The organism is Kitasatospora sp. NPDC048662, assembly GCF_055587065.1.
Window position 1 is genome coordinate 24,224 of the sequence record NZ_JBVJHA010000022.1, and the last position, 15,624, is coordinate 39,847.

Here is a 15,624-nt window from a genome sequence, read left to right on the forward strand (position 1 = left end):
ATGATCGGGACCATGACTGTGGCGCGACCGACCCGGATTGCCGATGCGGCCATTGCCGTGATTGCGGAGCGAGGCCTGCGCGGCCTGACGCACCGGGCGGTGGACGAGGCGGCGGGCCTTCCGCTGGGATCGACGTCGAACGTGGCCCGGACGCGGTCCGCGCTGCTCGAGGTGGCGCTGGTGCGGATCGCCGAGGTCGAGGCGGCCGGCATGCTGGGCGAGGTGCCGACGACCCGGCCGGTGGGGGACGGCGCGGCGGCGCGGCGGCGGTTGGTGCGAGTGGTGGCGGACGGGCTGGAGCAGGCGCTGACCCCGGCCGGACGGGTGCTGACGGTGGCCCGGATCGAGCTGGCGCTGGAGGCCGCCCGGCGACCCGAACTCCGTTCCGTCTACGACCGGTTGGGCGCGGGCTTCGTGGAGGTGGCGGTGCAGTTGCTGCAGGCGTGCGGCTCTGCGGAACCGGTCGCCGACGCGCGCCGCCTGGTGCGCTGGTGCGAGGGCGTGCTGTTCAACGCGACGGCGGGCGGCGGGCACGCGTACCCGCCCGGCCGCGCCGAGCTGGCGGCGGACGCCGACCGGTACCTGGCCGCCCTGCTCGACGGCTGACCACGGACGTCCAATGACGATCGAGCTGCCCGAAGGGTCCTGGTGGGACTGGGACGTGGTCTCCTGGGACCCGTCCCGCCTGGTGCTGGGTGCGGACCACGACCTGACGTACCACCACTCGCTCGAACTGCGCTTCGACGAGCCCGAGTTGGTGACCTGCCCGGCCTCGTTCCAGGACCCGGTCTTCCGCGCCCCGACACCGGCCGAGACGACCCGCGTCCAACGCCAACTCGGCGCGACGCCAGCCGTGTTGGTCGCCTTCACCGCCGACGCGGGCGGCCCCGACCCGGCCGACGGGCTGATCGCCGCCGGTCGGCTGAGCATCGTCCGAGGAACGGTCTTCCGGTACTGGCGCGAGGAGTTGAGGCCGGGGGAGCGTCACGCGCCGTGGGTGCGGCCGCCGGTGGCGTGACCGCACTGCGGGCGCCGTGAAGACGCGGTGCGGCCCCGCGTGGCGGACCATGGGCTCAGTGTCCGGGGAGCAACGGACAGGCGCGCGGAGCTTGGGGAACAGGCAGCGTGGGGGCGGGAGTTTCCGCTCCGCCACCTCCTGGTGCGGGAGGACATGGATGGTGACGACGAGGAGCTGTGGGCGCGGTGCGCGGAGGCCGAGGGCCTGGCCGTCGGTGGTGCGCGGGTCGGGTCAGCCGGCGGCGTGGGCGAGGGGTGGGGCGATGGCCTGGGCGTCGGCGTGTTCACCGATCCAGAGGCCGATGAAGAGGGCGGCGGTGGCCTCCAGCAGGTGGGCGCGGGAGAGGGCGCCGGCGTGGACGGGGGTGCAGCCGAGGTCGCGGACCAGGGCGGCGGTGCGGGCGAGGGCGTCCGGATGGTCGCCGCAGAGCGGGACGGCGAGGGGGCGGCCGTCGAAGACCGGGGGCTGGCGGCGCCAGACGTCCTCGTGGCACAGGTTGAACGCCTTCACCACCCGGGCGTCGGGTGCCGCCTCGGCCAACTGCTGGGCGGCGGACGGACCTTGGCCGGTGAGCAGGCGGAAGCCGGGGCCGACCGGGTTGGCGCAGTCGATCAGGGTGCGGCCGGCCAGCGCGTCACGCAGCTCGCGGACCACCTCCGTTCCCGCACCGTACGGCAGCGCCGCGAGCACCACCTCTCCGGACTCCGCCGCCGCGCGCAGGCCGGCCGGGCGGGCGCCATGGCCGATCCGGTCGGCGAGTCGGCGGGCCTTGGCCGCGTCCCGGCCGCCGATGGTGATCCGGTGACCGGCCCGCGCCCACTGCGTGGCGAGGGCATCGGCCATTCCGCCGGTCCCGAGGACGCCGATCGTCATCGAGGTGTTCATCAACTGGCTCCACTCTGCGCGGGTTTGGAAGATCTCCTTCGACAGTACGGAGCTCGCCGGGCACCATTCGGTACGTGACGACCAACGCCTTCCTCGCCGACTGCCGAGCCCGGCTCGCCTTCGACCTGCTCTCCAACACCTGGAACGCCGTAGTGCTCTGGGCCCTGCGCGACGGCCCGCGCCGCCCCGTCGAACTGCGGGAACGGATCGGCGGCATCAGCTCGAAGGTCCTCGCGCAGACGTTGCGTCGCCTCCAGTACCACGGCCTGGTTGAACGTCACCCGCAACGCCCCGGCGTGGCGTACGAACTGACCGCGCTCGGCCGCACCCTGCTGACCCCGATCGACGCCTTCGGGGCTTGGGCGTTCGAGCACGGCGACGAGGTGATGGCCGCGCAGGAAGCCGCGGAGGGGCGGTCGTGAACCGGCCGCAGCCAGGGGCTTCCGAGATCGCGGAGTGGCTCGGCGCCGTCGCCGAGGGCCGGGTGGATCGGGACGCGGCGGACCGGTGGGCGGGACGGTGGATGGAGGACGACGCGCTGGACTGGGACGAGGCGTGCTGGTGGGGGCTGAACCTGCTGGACGGCATCGATCTGCGCACCGGGCCCGGCGGGCCGTACCTGCACGATGACGAGCAAGTGCGGGGATGGGCGGCGGAGTTGATGGAGTGGGGCTCGTGTGGGTGAGAGGGCAGGGGCGCGGGCCGACAGTCGCTGCCGCTGAGCGCTGCTGGTGACGGTGGGCCAGGGAGGAGGAGTGCGCCGCGCGGATGGCCGGAAAGCGGATGGCCGGAAAGCGGTGGGTCGTAGCCCGGTGGACGGTGCGGGACGCGCTGGTCCCGGCGAGCGGGACGCCGCGCCGAGCACCACCGCTGACTTCGGGTGCGGCGGCTGCGCCTTTCTGACGTGGCACCAGCTGCAGAGCGGGTCGCCGGTGTGATCGGCTTGATCGGCACCGTGGCGATCAACTGCGCCGGGCGATACGGGGCCCGACCGTCGCCGTGTCCGGGAAGGGCAGGGCAGGGCAGCGTGGCCGTGTGCGGCGTCGATCACGAGTACCCGAGTGGTTGCCAGGACCTACTCCGGCCTCGGCGAGATCGGGTCGAAGCCGTTCGGGCGAGCCCCTCGCCGCGACCGGTGCGAACCTGTGCGGGCACCTGGAGCAGGGGGTGAAGCGGCGGGCGGCGTCGGTCGGCGGGGTGCGGGGGTGCGGACGGAGCGGGAGAAGGGTGAACTAACTGATGGTCCGTCGGTATGGAATGCGGAGCGCGGCGGCAGAAACATTTTGACGGGCGGTTAGGTATTCGGGCAGTCCCACTCACCCCGTCCACTGGGTCGGGCCCGCCGCCACAGAGTGTGCCGCCCGGCCGGGATCACGAGGAACCTTCCATGGCACCACAGTTCCGAGGCACCGCGATGCTCGCGGCCGCCGCGATCACCCTGCTCCTGGCCCCCACCGCCGCTGCCGTCGGCGCCCCGGTCAGCCCCTCCGAGTCCACCGCCGCCGACACCACGGCTTCGAAGCCGACCAACACGACGGCTTCGAAGCCGGGCAACACCGCTGCCGCGAAGCCGGCCGACACCGCTGCCGCGAAGCCGGCCAACACCGCTGCCACCAAGCCGGCGAAGACGACGGCCGCGAAGCCGGGTGCGGCGCCTGCCGGTACGACGGACGCCAAGCCGACCGACACGACGGCGGCGAAGCCGGGCGTGGCCCCTGCGGGCACCACGGCCGACAAGCCGAGCCTGTCGCCCGCCGGCACGACCGCCGACAAGCCGAGCTTGTCGCCCACCAAGGCCACGGGCGCCAAGCCCGGTCACGCTCCCGGGGTCGGAGAGCTCTTCGAGTTCCTCGGTATGAAGACCCCCGCCGGCCTCCAGCAGCCGGGAGATGTGGCCACGCCCGGTGGTGTCCCGCTGACCGGTGACGTCGCCACGCCCGGCGGGGCCCCTGCGGGGGGTGGCGTTCCCGGGAGCGAGGAGGGCGACGCACCGGTCGCCGTCCGGCCCGTCGACAAGGTCTACCCCGCGCTGCCGCCGCCCGGCCGACTCGTTCACGGCGAACCCGTCGAGCGTGCCGCCGTCGCGCCCGGACGCTGACGCCCTGCCCATCCGGTAGGTCCCCTCCACGGGAGGAGTCCCCGGCACTTCCCGCTCGCCCGCGCCTTGGCCGGGCCGCCCCTGGGGTGCGCCGCCCCCGTCGATGACCTGCTGCTGCGGGCCCAGGGCCATGTCACCACAAGGTAGTTCGGTGACGGTGCCGCCAACTCGCGGTGGTTCAGCCTGAGTTCGGCGGTCGGCCCGTCCGGAGTCGAGCTGAACCAGGTCGCTGAGGTTTCAACTTCGCCAACTGAGGCCCCATGACCGGATATCGGAGGCCCGCACCGGAGGCCGGTGCGGGCCTCCGGCGCTTGCTGTGGCGGTTTGGGTGAGCACGGTTTCCAGGTCGAGGTGTGTGGACGCGGTTCTGGGGCAATGGCGGCGGCGAGGAACGCCGTCCCGGCGCCTGGCGTGTGCAGCGATCTCAACTCACCGAGGCCGTCCGGCGATGGTTGCGCGGCGGCCGACCCCTGGCAATCCACTTCGGGCGGTCAGCGCAGGCGCCTCAAGCAGCGCTCGGATCCGCGCCGCCGAGCTCCGCGGCGGATCCGGGCGGTGGTTGAACGTCGGGCAGTGGTGGGCAGTCAGAACCTGTTGGTAGGGCGGGAGAGGGGGCGTCGTAAGGTGAGGCCGAGCCGAGACGATCAGGAGTTGCCCCCTCATGCCGGACGCGATCACGCTGCGACCCGTCACCGTTGACGACCTCGACCTGTTCGAGCGCGAGTTCGGCGGGCCGGAAGGTGTCGGTGCCTACCAGTGGTTCGGGTTTCGGTCGGCGGACGGTCTGCGACGGCGCTTCGCGGAGAACGGCCTGCTCGGTCCGGACGGTGGCGTGCTCTCCGTTGCCGAGGCCGGGCGTACGGTGGGCCGGGTCGAGTGGTTCGCCGGGAGCTGGGGGCGGCCCGAGACCTCCGCCTGCTGGACGCTTGCCATCGGCCTGATTCCCGCCGCCCAGGGGCGCGGTATCGGCACCCGGGCCCAAGGTCTGCTCGCCGACTACCTGTTCGCCCACACCCGCGCCGAGCGGCTCCAGGCCTGGACGGACTGCGCCAATCTTGCCGAACAGCGGGCCCTGGAGAAGGCGGGGTTCGTTCGTGAGGGTGTCCTGCGTTCCGCGCAGTGGCGCGGCGGTCGGTGGCGCGACCAGGTGATCTATTCGCTGCTCCGCACCGATCCTGGGCCGGCCGCGGTCACCGGGGGAGCGTAGCCGGGCACCGCATCGCGTTCCACCGCGCGGGGGGCACTCAACCGCGGTCGGGCCGGGACGGGGGCGCGGGGCTGCCGAGTTGGTGGACGGTGAGGTGGTGGGGCGGGAACTGCTCCTGGCCGATCAGGTGGGGTGGGGCTGTCCCCTCGGGAACGGTGAGGACCAGTGGGAGGTGGTGGGGGAGCTGCGTCAGGTCGAGTGAGGTGCAGTGGGGGGCGACGATCAGGCTCAGCTCTTCCAGGCCGGGGAACAGCGGGAGAAGCGGGGCGAGCGGGTAGTCGGTGGGGACGTCGATCAGCGTCAGGTACCACACACCGGTCAGTGGTTCCCGTCCGGTGAGTGCGGCCGGGTCGGGTGTCAGCAGGGAGAGGATGCGCAGTTTCCGCATGTCGCGCAGGATCGCCCACAGCTCGTCGAACCGCTGCTCGGCGGCCCGGACGGATCGAATGGCGAGGGCCTCAAGTGGCAAGCCACGCAAGGGAGTCAGATCGTCCAGCTCCGGGCACTGGTAGAGGCCGAGACCGCTGAGCTGCGTCCACTGCCTCAGGAAGGAGATGTCCCGCAGCCCGGGGATCGCCGACAGGGTCAAGTACTCGATTCTGTCCGCCAGTTGGCTCCATCGCCATGGATCGACGGGCATGGCCGGACCGCCGAGCCAGACCTGACGCAGCGTCGGGTGGTCGACCAGGGCGTCGAGCTGCGCGGGCGAATGGAGCTGCACATGGACGGCGGAGAGGTCGGCCCGGTCCACCACCTGCCGGGCGAAGGCGTCGACCTCGAAGCGCGGCCACTGGTGGACCACGTTCGGCAACGGGTCGTCCTGCTCGGCCAGGGTCGCCAGCAGGGCCAGGGCGTCGGCGCCGCCGATGAGACCCAGGACGTTCGGGACCAGGTGGCGGGTTCCGGCCAGCAGGTCCGGCTCGTTTTCGGCGAACTCCCGTAGCAGGGGGACGAGTTCTTCTCCGACGCCGGCCAGTTGGAGGGCGGTGGCATCGCCGGTGAGCAGCGCGGGGAGGTGGTCGCGGAGCCGGGCAAGGACGGTGTCACGGACCTCGCCGTCGAGTTCCGGGGCGCTCGGGAGGCAGGTGGCGGCGAGGAGGTGGATGACGGGCTTGAGCTCGTCGGGGGCGGTGTGCGCGGCGGCGAGGACGGTGGTGAGGAGTTCGGCGCGTTCGCGGCGGCCGCAGTGGCCGACGGTCATCCGGATCACGTCGCCCCACTGCTCGTCGGCGGCGTGGCCCGCGAGCAGGCCGAAGTCGCGTTCCTCGCGGAACTCCATCGCGGCCAGGTACTCCTGGAAGGTGCGGTGGATGAACTGGAAGGTGTCCGGGCCGGTTTCGGTGATCAGGCCGGTGCGGTTGAGGAGGTGGACGTACGCCTGTTCGGCGTCGGTGCGACGGGCGACGGCGGGCAAGTCTCGCAGGGCCTTGGCGAGTTGGGCGATCGCGTCCCGTCGTCGGCCTTCGGCCTGGTTGTTGCGCACCAGCCAGTGAGCAAGTCGGCGGAGCATCGCCAGCTGCTCCTCCTCGGAGGCCTGGAGCTGCTCCGCGCCCTGCACCCGGCGGCCTTCGTCGCGCTTCACCAGCATCATGGACATCGCGTCGCGGTACAGCGCCATGCGGTGGCGCGGCAGCGCGCCGTCCGACTCGCGGTTCAGGGCACAGATCATCGCGCACAGCAGGGGGCTGTCGGTGAGTTGGGCGACCTCCGGCACGGTGTCGAGGGTGCGGAGGAGATCGGCCTGGTCCAGGTCGATCTCGCGGCGCCAGCGCTGCGCCTCGGCCTCGGTGTGCTGGGCGGTGAGGAGTTCGCGCAGGGCGGCTTCGTGCCAGCGTTCGACGAAGTGGCGGCGGTCCTGGCGGTTCATCGGGCAGAGCTGCAACTCGTCGAAGCCCAGGTGGCCGAGCCAGCCGTGCGGGACGGCGGAGGGGCGGACGGTGGCCAGCGTCCAGGTGTCGGGGTAGTGGTCGAGCAGTCGGTCCAGCCAGTCGAGGGCCTCCTCGCGCTGGTCGGTCGGCACCTCGTCCAGGCCGTCCACCAGGAGCAGGGCGCGGCCGGTGGAGAGGAGGCGGTGTGCCCAGCCGGGTGGTTGGCGCTCGGCGCACATGCGGTCGTCGAGGGTGAGGAACTCCTCGGGGCGGGGCTGCATGACGCCCTTGCGGTGCAGCTTGCGGAGCTGGAGGACCAGCGGGACGCGGTGGTTGAACCTGGCGAGGTCCTCGCCGAGGGTGCCGTTCATGGCGCCGACGGCCAGCCACTGCACGAGGGTGGTCTTGCCGGAGCCCGCCTCGCCGCGGATCAGGACGCGGCGGCGGCCCGCGAGGATGCGCTCGGCGCGCTGTGGGCCGGGGCCGGGGTCGGGGCCGGTGGTGGTGGCGGTGGACCGGATTTCCAGGCTGAGGTAGGAGGTGGTGAGGTCCCAGCCGCGGCGGCCGTGGCCGGCGGCCTGGCGGAGGCCGAAGATGCGGATGCGGCCGTAGTCGGCCTCGATGGCGGCGGCGTAGTCGCGTTCGAAGTCGGAGTCGGCGATCTCGGTGGCGGAGATGCCCTCGGGGTAAGGGAGTTCACCCAGGTTCGAGATGAGTGCCGCACAGAAGCCGGGGTCGGTGAGCAGCGCGGCCATCGGGACGAGGTCGAACTGGGAGTGTTCCCAGGTGTCCGGTGTCCGGTCCTGGACGGCGATGCCGAGCAGGCGGTCGCGGAACACGGCGCCGGCGCCCGACAGGCCCGACCATGGTGAGTCCGTCTCGCGGCGGCGTCGGGGCGGGTGCTGCTGGACGACCAGGACCTGACGGCCGGTCCGCTGTCCGGCGGCCGGGGTCAGGGTGGCCAGCACCTGGACGGTGTCGAGGCGGCCCTCCCGGTCGCGTCCGGCGAGCGGGAAGCCGGTCAGGTGGCAGCCGGCCACCGGGTCGAGCGTGGTGACGGTGCCCCAGCGGAGCGGTTCGAAGCGACCGGCGGGGATCAGTTCCCGATCCGCGAGCAGCAGGGCGGCGTCGAGGCCGGTGGAGCGCCAGACCGTGGTGCAGGGCGTCCACCCGGTGCCGTCCAGGACGGCGGCCTCCGGCGACGACCCGCCGACGTGGGCCGCCGTCAGGACCAGCCGGGGGCCGAGCAGGAAGCCGCTGCCCTGCGTGGCACCCCGGACGGCCGCCACGTGGTGAGCGAGGAACGGCACGGTCAGAACCCGTCCCGGCTGCCCAGGTCGTCGTTGGAGATGGTGACGCTGCCGCCGGTGTCCGCGTCCTTCGGGGTGAGGGTGACGGAGACCTTGTGGGTCCGGCCGTGGGCCAGGCCCGCTTCGGCGTCGGCGGACAGCACCCAGGCCTTGATGCCGCCCTTGGCGCGGGCGTCGCGCTTCAGCTCCACGGTGAAGTCGAGGGTGACCGGGCCGACCTCGAACTGGAGGGCCTGGCCGCGACCGCGCTCGGAGGCGTCGAGCAGTTCCTGCCTGATCGCCTCGATCGCATCGGCCAGTTCGATGTCATGACGGTCCATTGCTCGCCCCCACAGCTCGGAGTCCTTCGAGGGCCGAGCGTAGAGGGTCGGTCTGTAAACGGTGGTGCGGTTGGGTCACATTCGAGCGAAGGTAGGCGGCCAGGTACGGCGCGGTCGGGCTGCCCGCGGTGGTGGTGAGGGCCGCAGGGGTGCCCGTGGCGAGGACGCGGCCGCCGGCCGTCCCGCCGGACGGGCCGAGGTCGATGAGGTGGTCGGCGGTGGCGATCAGCGGGAGGTGGTGTTCGGCGAGCAGGACGGTCGCGCCGGCGTCGACCAGACGGTGGAGCTGGGCGGTGAGGACCTCGCTGTCGGCGGGGTGCAGGCCGGTGGTGGGTTCGTCGAGGAGGTAGAGGGTGTGGTGGCGGCGGGCATGGTGCAACTCCGCGGCGAGTTTGACGCGTTGGGCCTCGCCGCCGGAGAGTTCGGGCGCGGGCTGGCCCAGCCGCAGGTAGCCGAGGCCGACCTGCTGGAGGACCGTCAGGACGCGGGCGGCGGCGGGGACGTCGGCGAGGAACGGGGCGGCGGCGTCAACGGTCAGCGCGAGGACGTCGGCCACGGTGGCGCCGCGGTAGGTGATCTCCAGGGTCTGCGGGTTGTAGCGGCTGCCGTGGCAGTCCGGGCACGGGCTCCAGGCCGTGGGCAGGAAGAGCAGCTCCACCTCGATCGCGCCCGCGCCCTCGCAGGTCGGGCAGCGCCCGGACGCCACGTTGAACGAGAACCGCCCGGCGTCGTAGCCGCGCCGGCGGGCCTCGTCGGTGGCCGCGAACAGTTTCCGGACGGTGTCCAACAGGCCGGTGTACGTGGCCAGGTTGGAACGCGGGGTGCGGCCCAGCGGCGTCTGGTCGACCGTCACCACCCGGCCCACGGACGGGTCGGCGGCCGCCGCGTCGGCCGCCGCGCCCAGCAGCGTCGACTTGCCCGCGCCGGAGACGCCCGTCACGGCCGTCAGCACGCCCAGCGGCACGTCCACGTCCACGCCGCTCAGATTGTGCCGGGTCACCTCGCGCAGGCGCAGCACGCCGGTCGGGGTGCGGCCCCGGGAGGCGGGTGCGGGCGGCGGGTCGAAGAGGAAGCGGCGGGTCGCCGAGCCGGTCACCTCGCGCAGGCCGTCCACCGGCCCGCTGTACAGCACCTGGCCGCCGCCGGTGCCCGCGCCCGGGCCGACGTCCACCAGCCAGTCCGCGCCGCGCACCACCGTCATGTCGTGCTCCACCACGAACACCGAGTTGCCCGCGGCGCGCAGCTCGGCGAGGACCTCGCGCAGCGCCTCGGTGTCCGCCGGGTGCAGGCCCGCCGAGGGCTCGTCCAGCACGTACACCACGCCGAACAGGCCCGAGCGCAACTGGCTTGCCAGGCGCAGGCGTTGCAACTCGCCGGTGGACAGGGTGGGGGCGGCACGGTCGAGCGAGAGATAGCCGAGGCCGAGGCGGCGTAGGGCCGCGAGCCGGTCCGTCAGATCGGCGGTGAGCAGACCTGCCGGGCCCTCGTCGCCGGTGAACGGGTGCAGCAGGGCGGCGAGACGGTCGGCCGGGAGAGCCGCGAGCCCGGTGACCGGCAGGCCCGCGAAGGTCACCGCCAGGGCCTCGGGACGCAGCCGGTGGCCGTGGCAGACCGGGCACGGGGACTGCGTCATGAACGCGGCGGCCTTGGCGCGGGTGGCCTCGCTGCGGGACTCGGAAAACGCTTTCAGCACCAGCCGGCGGGCACTGCTGTACTTGCCCTGGTAAGGGCGCTGGATCCGGCCCGGCTCGCGCTCCGGGTGGACGGTCACCACCGGCTGCTCGTCCGTGAACAGGATCCACTCGCGGTCGCGTGCGGGCAGTTCCCGCCAGGGCCGGTCCAGGTCCTGGCCGAGCGCGCCCAGGATGTCCCGCAGGTTCTTGCCCTGCCACGCACCCGGCCAGGACGCGACCGCGCCCTGCCGGATCGACAACGACGGATCGGGTACCAACGACTGCTCGGTGACCCGGTGCAGCACCCCCTGCCCGTGGCACTCCGGGCAGGCGCCGGCCGGGGTGTTCGGCGAGAACGCGTCCGAATCCAGCCGCGACGCGCCCGCCGGGTAGTCGCCGCACCGCGACAGCAGCATCCGCAGCAGGTTCGACATGGTGGAGATGGTGCCCACCGAGGAGCGCGAGGACGGCACCGAACGGCGCTGCTCCAGCGCGACCGCCGGCGGCATTCCCGTCACCGAGTCCACTTGCGGCGCCTCCACCTGCCGCAACAGCCGCCGCGCGTACGGCGAGACCGACTCCAGGTACCGGTGCTGCGCCTGCGCGAACAGCGTCCCGAACGCCAGCGAGGACTTCCCCGACCCCGAGACCCCCGTGAACGCCACCACCGCCCCGCGCGGCACCGCCACCGCCACGTCGCGCAGGTTGTGCACCCGCGCGCCGCGCACCCGCACCATGCCGTCGTCGTTGCCGCCGCTGTTGATCTCCGTGCCGTTCACCGGGCCACGCTACCGTGCGGCGCACCCTTCGGCGGGCTGCGCCACCTGCCCGGCGAGCGGGGCCAGGTTGGCGAGCGCGGCCTTGAAGCGGGCCTCGGTGTCGCGGGCGGTGCGGCCGTGGAAGAAGAGCGCGAGCAGGCCGGTGAAGCGTTCGCGCTGGACGACCCGGACCCGGCCGTCGCCGAGGTCGGTGATCAGGTAGGAGTGCGTGTTGTCGAGCAGCCCGGGCACCAGGAGGCGGCCGGCGCGGGAGAGTTCGCGGCCCGGGGCGACCACGGTGAGCACCGGGTGGAAGGTCAGCTCGCGGCCGGAGGCGGTGCGGACCACCTCGGTCTGGCGGGTGCCGACGGCGAGTTCGCCCTCGACCCGGACCACCACCGGGTGCCACTGCGGGTAGCGGTCGTGGTCGGTGATCAGCTGCCAGACGGCCTCCGGGGTGCCCGGGAACTCGGCTTCGGCGCTGACCTCGCAGGTGAACAGGCTCATGATGGTCTCCCCCTGGTGATTGCTTGTCGTGTGTTTCAGCGGTGGCGCGCCAGGGTGGTGTCCACCAGGGCGCGCGCGAAGTGGTCGTCGATCGGGTCGCCGCTGATCAGCACCCGGTAGTAGAGCGGGCCGACCAGCTGGTCGATGATCAGCGCGGGGTCGGCGTCGGCCGCCAACTCGCCACGGGCGGTGGCCCGGGCGAGCAGCTCGGCGGCCGCGGTGCGGCGCTGCGTCCACAACGGGCGCAGCGCGTCGCCGAGTTCGGGGTGGCGGGTGCCGGCGGCGATCAACTCGGCCACCAGGGCGCGGGTGGCGGGCAGGCGCAGGCCGGCCGCGATCGCGGTGAGGGTGGCGGTCAGATCGGCCCGGACGTCGGCGGTCTCCCGGATCGGCGCGGTCTCGAACATGGTGGCGAAGGCGGCGACCACCAGGTGGTCCTTGGTGGGCCAGCGCCGGTACACGGTGGTGCGGGCGACCTCGGCGCGGGCGGCGGCCTCGTCGAGTGCGAACCCTGCGTACCCGCGCTCGCGCAGCAGCCCGCGCGCCGCCTCCAGCACCTTGGCGTCAACACCGGTGTCCCGCGGCCTGGCCATGTCTCCCGCCCCTCATTTCGCTACGCGTGTCTCGTAATGAGGGCGAGGCTAGCGCGGGACGGCGCCATTGCGCAACACGTGTATCGAAATGGAGGCCGGGCGTCAGGAGGAGCTCGGCCAGGGCCAGTTGAGAAGGGCCTCGCGCATCAGACCGGCGGCGGGGGAGAGGCGGGCGGACTCGGACCAGTGCAGGGTGAGGGTCCGCCGGCACGCGGGATGGTCGACGGCGAGGAGGGCGAGCGGGAGGCGGGTGGCGCTCTGCCGGCCGACGGCGGGGATCAGGCCGACGCCGAGGCCCGCCGTGATCAGGTCGGCGATGGCGGCGAGTTCGTCGCTCTCGCAGACGATGCGGGGCGGGTGGCCGAGGTCGGCGAAGAGCTGGTCGAGCAGACGGCGGTTCCAGTGACCGGGGCGGGCGGTGATGAACGGGAGCGCGGCGAGGTCGGGCAGGGCGACGGAGCTGCGCCCGGCCAACGGGTGGCTGCGGTGGACGGCCAACCAGACCGGCTCGTCCAGGAGTTGGGCGCTCTGCAGGCCCTCGGTGCGGATCGGCTGCGAGGCGACGCACAAGTCCACTTCCTGAGCGCGGAGTTGGCGTGGCATCAGATCGGCCGGGAGCTGCCGCAGGTCGATCTCGGCGGCGGGGTGGGCGCGTTTGTACGCGGCCAGTGGGGCGGTGAAGGTCAGGAAGGTCTCGGACGCCAGCCGGACCGTTCCGAAGCCGTTGCCCGCCGCCTCCGCGACGGCCCGGCGGCCGGCCTCCAGCTCGCCGAGGGCCCGCTCCGCGTAGCCGCGGAACAGCCGGCCCGCCTCGTTCAGGCGCAGCCGCCCGCCCCGGTCGAACAGCGGGGTGCCGAGGTCCTCCTCCAGGCGGGCGATGGTGCGGCTCAACGAGGGCTGGGCGACCCGGAGTTCCTCGGCGGCCCGGCTCAGGTGCTCCAGACGTGCCACCACCAGGAACTGGGTCAGCGCGTGCAGATCCATGGCCGCTCCCCGTGTTGCTGCAACCGTCCGGCACCGGCCGGCGACGGCCGACACCGCCCGAGACCGCCCGGCACGTCCGGCACCGGCCATGCCGGAAACGGCATAACCCCATAGCAATATTGATCTTAGACGGGATAGCCGCCGGGGCATAGCGTCGAGGAGGTGCAAGTTCCGTACCCCGTACCAGGATTGAGGGAGAACTCTGCCATGGCTGTGTCAGCCGTACCCGAACACGCCGAAGCGGCCGACCGCGCCGACCGCGCCGGCCGGACCGGTCCTGCCGGGCAGGTGCTGCGCGTGCTGGCCGCCGTGCACATGGTGGCCGTGTACGGGCAACCGGTGTTCGCCGGCGTCTACCTCAGCGGCTCGTACGACGGCCTCGGCTGGCACCTCGCCGGGGCCAACGCCGTCACCAGTCTCGGCTACCTGCAACTGATCGCCGCCATGGTGTTCTGGTACCGCCGCCGGATCGCCTGGCCGCTGACCGGCACCGCGCTGGTGGTGATCGCCGAGACCGTCCAGTACTTCGCCGGACTCGACGGCGCGCTGTGGCTGCACCTGCCGCTCGGCGTGGCCACCATCGCCGCCCTCACCGTCCTCACCATCGGCCTGCTGCGCGCCCCGCTGCCCGGACAGGCGCCGGAGGTGCGCGGTGAGTGAGCCCCAACTCCAGCTCAGCAGGCGGCGGTTGCTCGCGCTCGGTGGCGCGTTCGGACTGCTGACGGCGGGTGGTCTGGCCTCCGCCGCGACGCTCGCCCACCGCCCGGCCGGGACGGGCGGCCTGCTGCGCAGCGCGATCGAGCTGCCGCCCGCGTTCCAAGTGCCGCTGCCCCGGCCGCAGGTGCTGACGCCGGTGTCCACCACCGGCGGTGTCGACCGGTACGAGATCACCCAGCGGGAGGGCGTCGCCGAGATCCTGCCCGGCGTGCACACCCCGGTGTGGACGTACGGCGGCAGCTTCCCCGGTCCGACCATCGAGGCCCGGCGTGGCCGTCCCGCCGTGGTCACGCACCGCAACGAACTGCCCGTTCCCACCGTGGTCCACCTGCACGGGGGCCGCACCCCCGCCGAGTTCGACGGCTACCCCACCGACCTTGTGCTGCCCGCGAGTTGGCCGGAGAGCGGCGGCCACGGTGGACATGGCGGCCACGGCGGCACCATGGCGGATCCGAGGGCCGTGCAGAGCCGCGTGGTGCGCGAGTACACCTTCCCGAACGAGCAGCGCGCCACCATGCTCTGGTACCACGACCACCGGATGGACTACACCGCCCCCGCGATCTGGCGCGGCCTGGCCGGGCTGCACATCATCCGCGAGGACAGCGAGAAGGCGCTCGAACTCCCGGACGGAGAACGGGAGTTGCCGCTGGTGATCACCGACCGCGCGTTCGCTGCCGACGGGAGCCTGGAGTACCCGTCGCTCGACCCCTCGCTTCGCGACCGGCCCGGGGTTCAAGAACCTTACATGGCCGGGGTGTTGGGCGATGTGATCCTGGTCAACGGCGCGCCGTGGCCGGTGCACGAAGTGGCGGCGGTGCGGCACCGGCTGCGCGTGCTCAACGGCTCCAACGCCCGCCACTACGAGCTGGAGGCGGTCGATCAGGACGGGCGGGCCCTGGAGCTGGTGCAGATCGGCGCCGACCAGGGTCTGCTGTCCGCGCCGGTGACGCACCGCCGACTGCCGCTCGCGCCCGCCGAACGGTACGACCTGCTGGTCGACTTCGGCGCGGTGCCGGTGGGCGGGACGGTCCGGCTGCTGAACCGCATGGGCAGCGGGCGGACCCGGGAGGTGATGGCGTTCCGGGTGGTCCGGGCGCAGCGGGAGGACACCCCGGTGCCGCAAACGCTGGCCACCGACCTGCCGGAGTGGCGACGCGAAGAGGCCGTCCGAACCAGGGAGTTCGCGTTCCGGGCCGGCCGGATGGGCGAGGGCCACGGCTGGCTGATCGGCGGCCGCCCGTTCGACCCGGCGCGCGAGGACGTCGGCGTCCGGCTCGGCGACCTGGAGGTGTGGCGGCTGATCGCGGACGTCCACCACCCCATCCACCTGCACCTGGTCGGCTTCCGCATCCTGAGCCGGGGCGGCCGCGCACCGCTGCCGCACGACGCCGGGCTGAAGGACACGGTCTCGCTGCGGCCCGGCGAGGCGGCCGAGATCATCTCCCGCTTCGACGGCTACCGGGGGCGGTACCTGTTCCACTGCCACAACGCGGAGCACGAGGACATGGGGATGATGGCGAACCTGGAGGTGCGGTGAGGCGCGACGCGTTCGAGGAGTGGTTCTGCGCCCTGTTCGAACGCGTCCCGGGCCTGCGGCCGACCCTCCGCGAGGTGGTCGTCCGGGGCCGGCCCTGGCGCACCACAGTGGGCCGCTGGCTTGACTGACCGTCAATATCGCTACGTGGC

The 15,624-nt window shown here is 73.1% G+C and carries 16 protein-coding genes; 9 read left to right on the forward strand and 7 right to left on the reverse strand.

What is annotated here, in order from left to right:
• Positions 1-12 precede the first annotated feature (12 nt).
• Positions 13-606 carry a TetR/AcrR family transcriptional regulator gene (locus ACZ6R9_RS33055; RefSeq protein ID WP_465542407.1) on the forward strand — a complete coding sequence of 198 codons (594 nt, stop codon included), beginning with the start codon at positions 13-15 and terminating at the stop codon, positions 604-606.
• Positions 607-619: 13 nt separating this feature from the next.
• A complete protein-coding gene (locus ACZ6R9_RS33060; protein ID WP_465542409.1) occupies positions 620-1,018 on the forward strand; it encodes a hypothetical protein in 399 nt (132 codons plus the stop codon).
• A gap of 231 nt (positions 1,019-1,249) precedes the next feature.
• Here the strand turns inward: ACZ6R9_RS33060 and ACZ6R9_RS33065 are convergent, their stop codons facing one another.
• Positions 1,250-1,891, reverse strand: coding sequence for an NADPH-dependent F420 reductase (locus tag ACZ6R9_RS33065; RefSeq protein ID WP_465542466.1), 642 nt, complete (start codon positions 1,889-1,891; stop codon positions 1,250-1,252).
• Between the two features lie 86 nt (positions 1,892-1,977).
• Between ACZ6R9_RS33065 and ACZ6R9_RS33070 the strand changes: the two genes are divergently transcribed.
• From ACZ6R9_RS33070 to ACZ6R9_RS33085, 4 genes are all read left to right on the forward strand, one after another.
• Positions 1,978-2,325 (forward strand): winged helix-turn-helix transcriptional regulator, encoded by a 348-nt coding sequence (locus ACZ6R9_RS33070; protein WP_465542411.1) that lies wholly within the window; start codon positions 1,978-1,980, stop codon positions 2,323-2,325.
• Positions 2,322-2,588, forward strand: a complete 267-nt coding sequence (locus tag ACZ6R9_RS33075; protein ID WP_465542413.1) for a hypothetical protein — start codon at positions 2,322-2,324, stop codon at positions 2,586-2,588. The genes ACZ6R9_RS33070 and ACZ6R9_RS33075 overlap by 4 nt, the downstream gene beginning before the upstream one ends.
• Before the next feature lie 702 nt (positions 2,589-3,290).
• On the forward strand, positions 3,291-4,001 hold the full coding sequence (locus tag ACZ6R9_RS33080) for a hypothetical protein (RefSeq protein WP_465542415.1): 711 nt from the start codon (positions 3,291-3,293) through the stop codon (positions 3,999-4,001).
• Positions 4,002-4,662: 661 nt separating this feature from the next.
• Complete coding sequence (locus ACZ6R9_RS33085) at positions 4,663-5,208, forward strand: GNAT family N-acetyltransferase (protein WP_465542417.1); 546 nt, start codon at positions 4,663-4,665, stop codon at positions 5,206-5,208.
• 37 nt (positions 5,209-5,245) lie between these two features.
• On the opposite strand, the gene ACZ6R9_RS33090 is transcribed toward ACZ6R9_RS33085, so the two are convergent.
• From ACZ6R9_RS33090 to ACZ6R9_RS33115, 6 genes are all read right to left on the reverse strand, one after another.
• Entirely contained in the window at positions 5,246-8,386 is a 3,141-nt protein-coding gene (locus ACZ6R9_RS33090; RefSeq protein ID WP_465542419.1) for an NACHT domain-containing protein, read from the reverse strand.
• Positions 8,387-8,388: 2 nt separating this feature from the next.
• Positions 8,389-8,706 carry a trypco2 family protein gene (locus ACZ6R9_RS33095; protein ID WP_465542421.1) on the reverse strand — a complete coding sequence of 106 codons (318 nt, stop codon included), beginning with the start codon at positions 8,704-8,706 and terminating at the stop codon, positions 8,389-8,391.
• Positions 8,693-11,116, reverse strand: a complete 2,424-nt coding sequence (locus ACZ6R9_RS33100; protein WP_465542468.1) for an ATP-binding cassette domain-containing protein — start codon at positions 11,114-11,116, stop codon at positions 8,693-8,695. The genes ACZ6R9_RS33095 and ACZ6R9_RS33100 overlap by 14 nt, the downstream gene beginning before the upstream one ends.
• A 51-nt stretch (positions 11,117-11,167) precedes the next feature.
• Positions 11,168-11,644 (reverse strand): SRPBCC family protein, encoded by a 477-nt coding sequence (locus ACZ6R9_RS33105; RefSeq protein WP_465542423.1) that lies wholly within the window; start codon positions 11,642-11,644, stop codon positions 11,168-11,170.
• Between the two features lie 35 nt (positions 11,645-11,679).
• Positions 11,680-12,237: a TetR-like C-terminal domain-containing protein gene (locus ACZ6R9_RS33110; RefSeq protein ID WP_380479100.1), complete on the reverse strand. Its 558-nt coding sequence runs from the start codon at positions 12,235-12,237 to the stop codon at positions 11,680-11,682.
• A 102-nt stretch (positions 12,238-12,339) separates the two neighbouring features.
• Positions 12,340-13,221: a LysR family transcriptional regulator gene (locus ACZ6R9_RS33115; protein WP_465542426.1), complete on the reverse strand. Its 882-nt coding sequence runs from the start codon at positions 13,219-13,221 to the stop codon at positions 12,340-12,342.
• A 207-nt stretch (positions 13,222-13,428) separates the two neighbouring features.
• Here ACZ6R9_RS33115 and ACZ6R9_RS33120 point away from each other — a divergent pair, with 207 nt between their 5' ends.
• Genes ACZ6R9_RS33120 through ACZ6R9_RS33130 form a run of 3 tightly spaced genes read left to right on the forward strand, consistent with a single transcriptional unit; the run spans position 13,429 to position 15,603 of the window.
• The gene (locus tag ACZ6R9_RS33120) at positions 13,429-13,881 is read left to right on the forward strand and encodes a hypothetical protein (RefSeq protein WP_380479092.1); all 453 of its coding nucleotides are present in this window, start codon (positions 13,429-13,431) and stop codon (positions 13,879-13,881) included.
• Complete coding sequence (locus ACZ6R9_RS33125; protein WP_465542428.1) at positions 13,874-15,475, forward strand: multicopper oxidase family protein; 1,602 nt, start codon at positions 13,874-13,876, stop codon at positions 15,473-15,475. The genes ACZ6R9_RS33120 and ACZ6R9_RS33125 overlap by 8 nt, the downstream gene beginning before the upstream one ends.
• Positions 15,472-15,603, forward strand: a complete 132-nt coding sequence (locus tag ACZ6R9_RS33130; RefSeq protein WP_465542430.1) for a hypothetical protein — start codon at positions 15,472-15,474, stop codon at positions 15,601-15,603. Before ACZ6R9_RS33125 ends, ACZ6R9_RS33130 begins: the two co-directional genes overlap by 4 nt.
• The last annotated feature ends 21 nt before the right edge of the window (positions 15,604-15,624 follow it).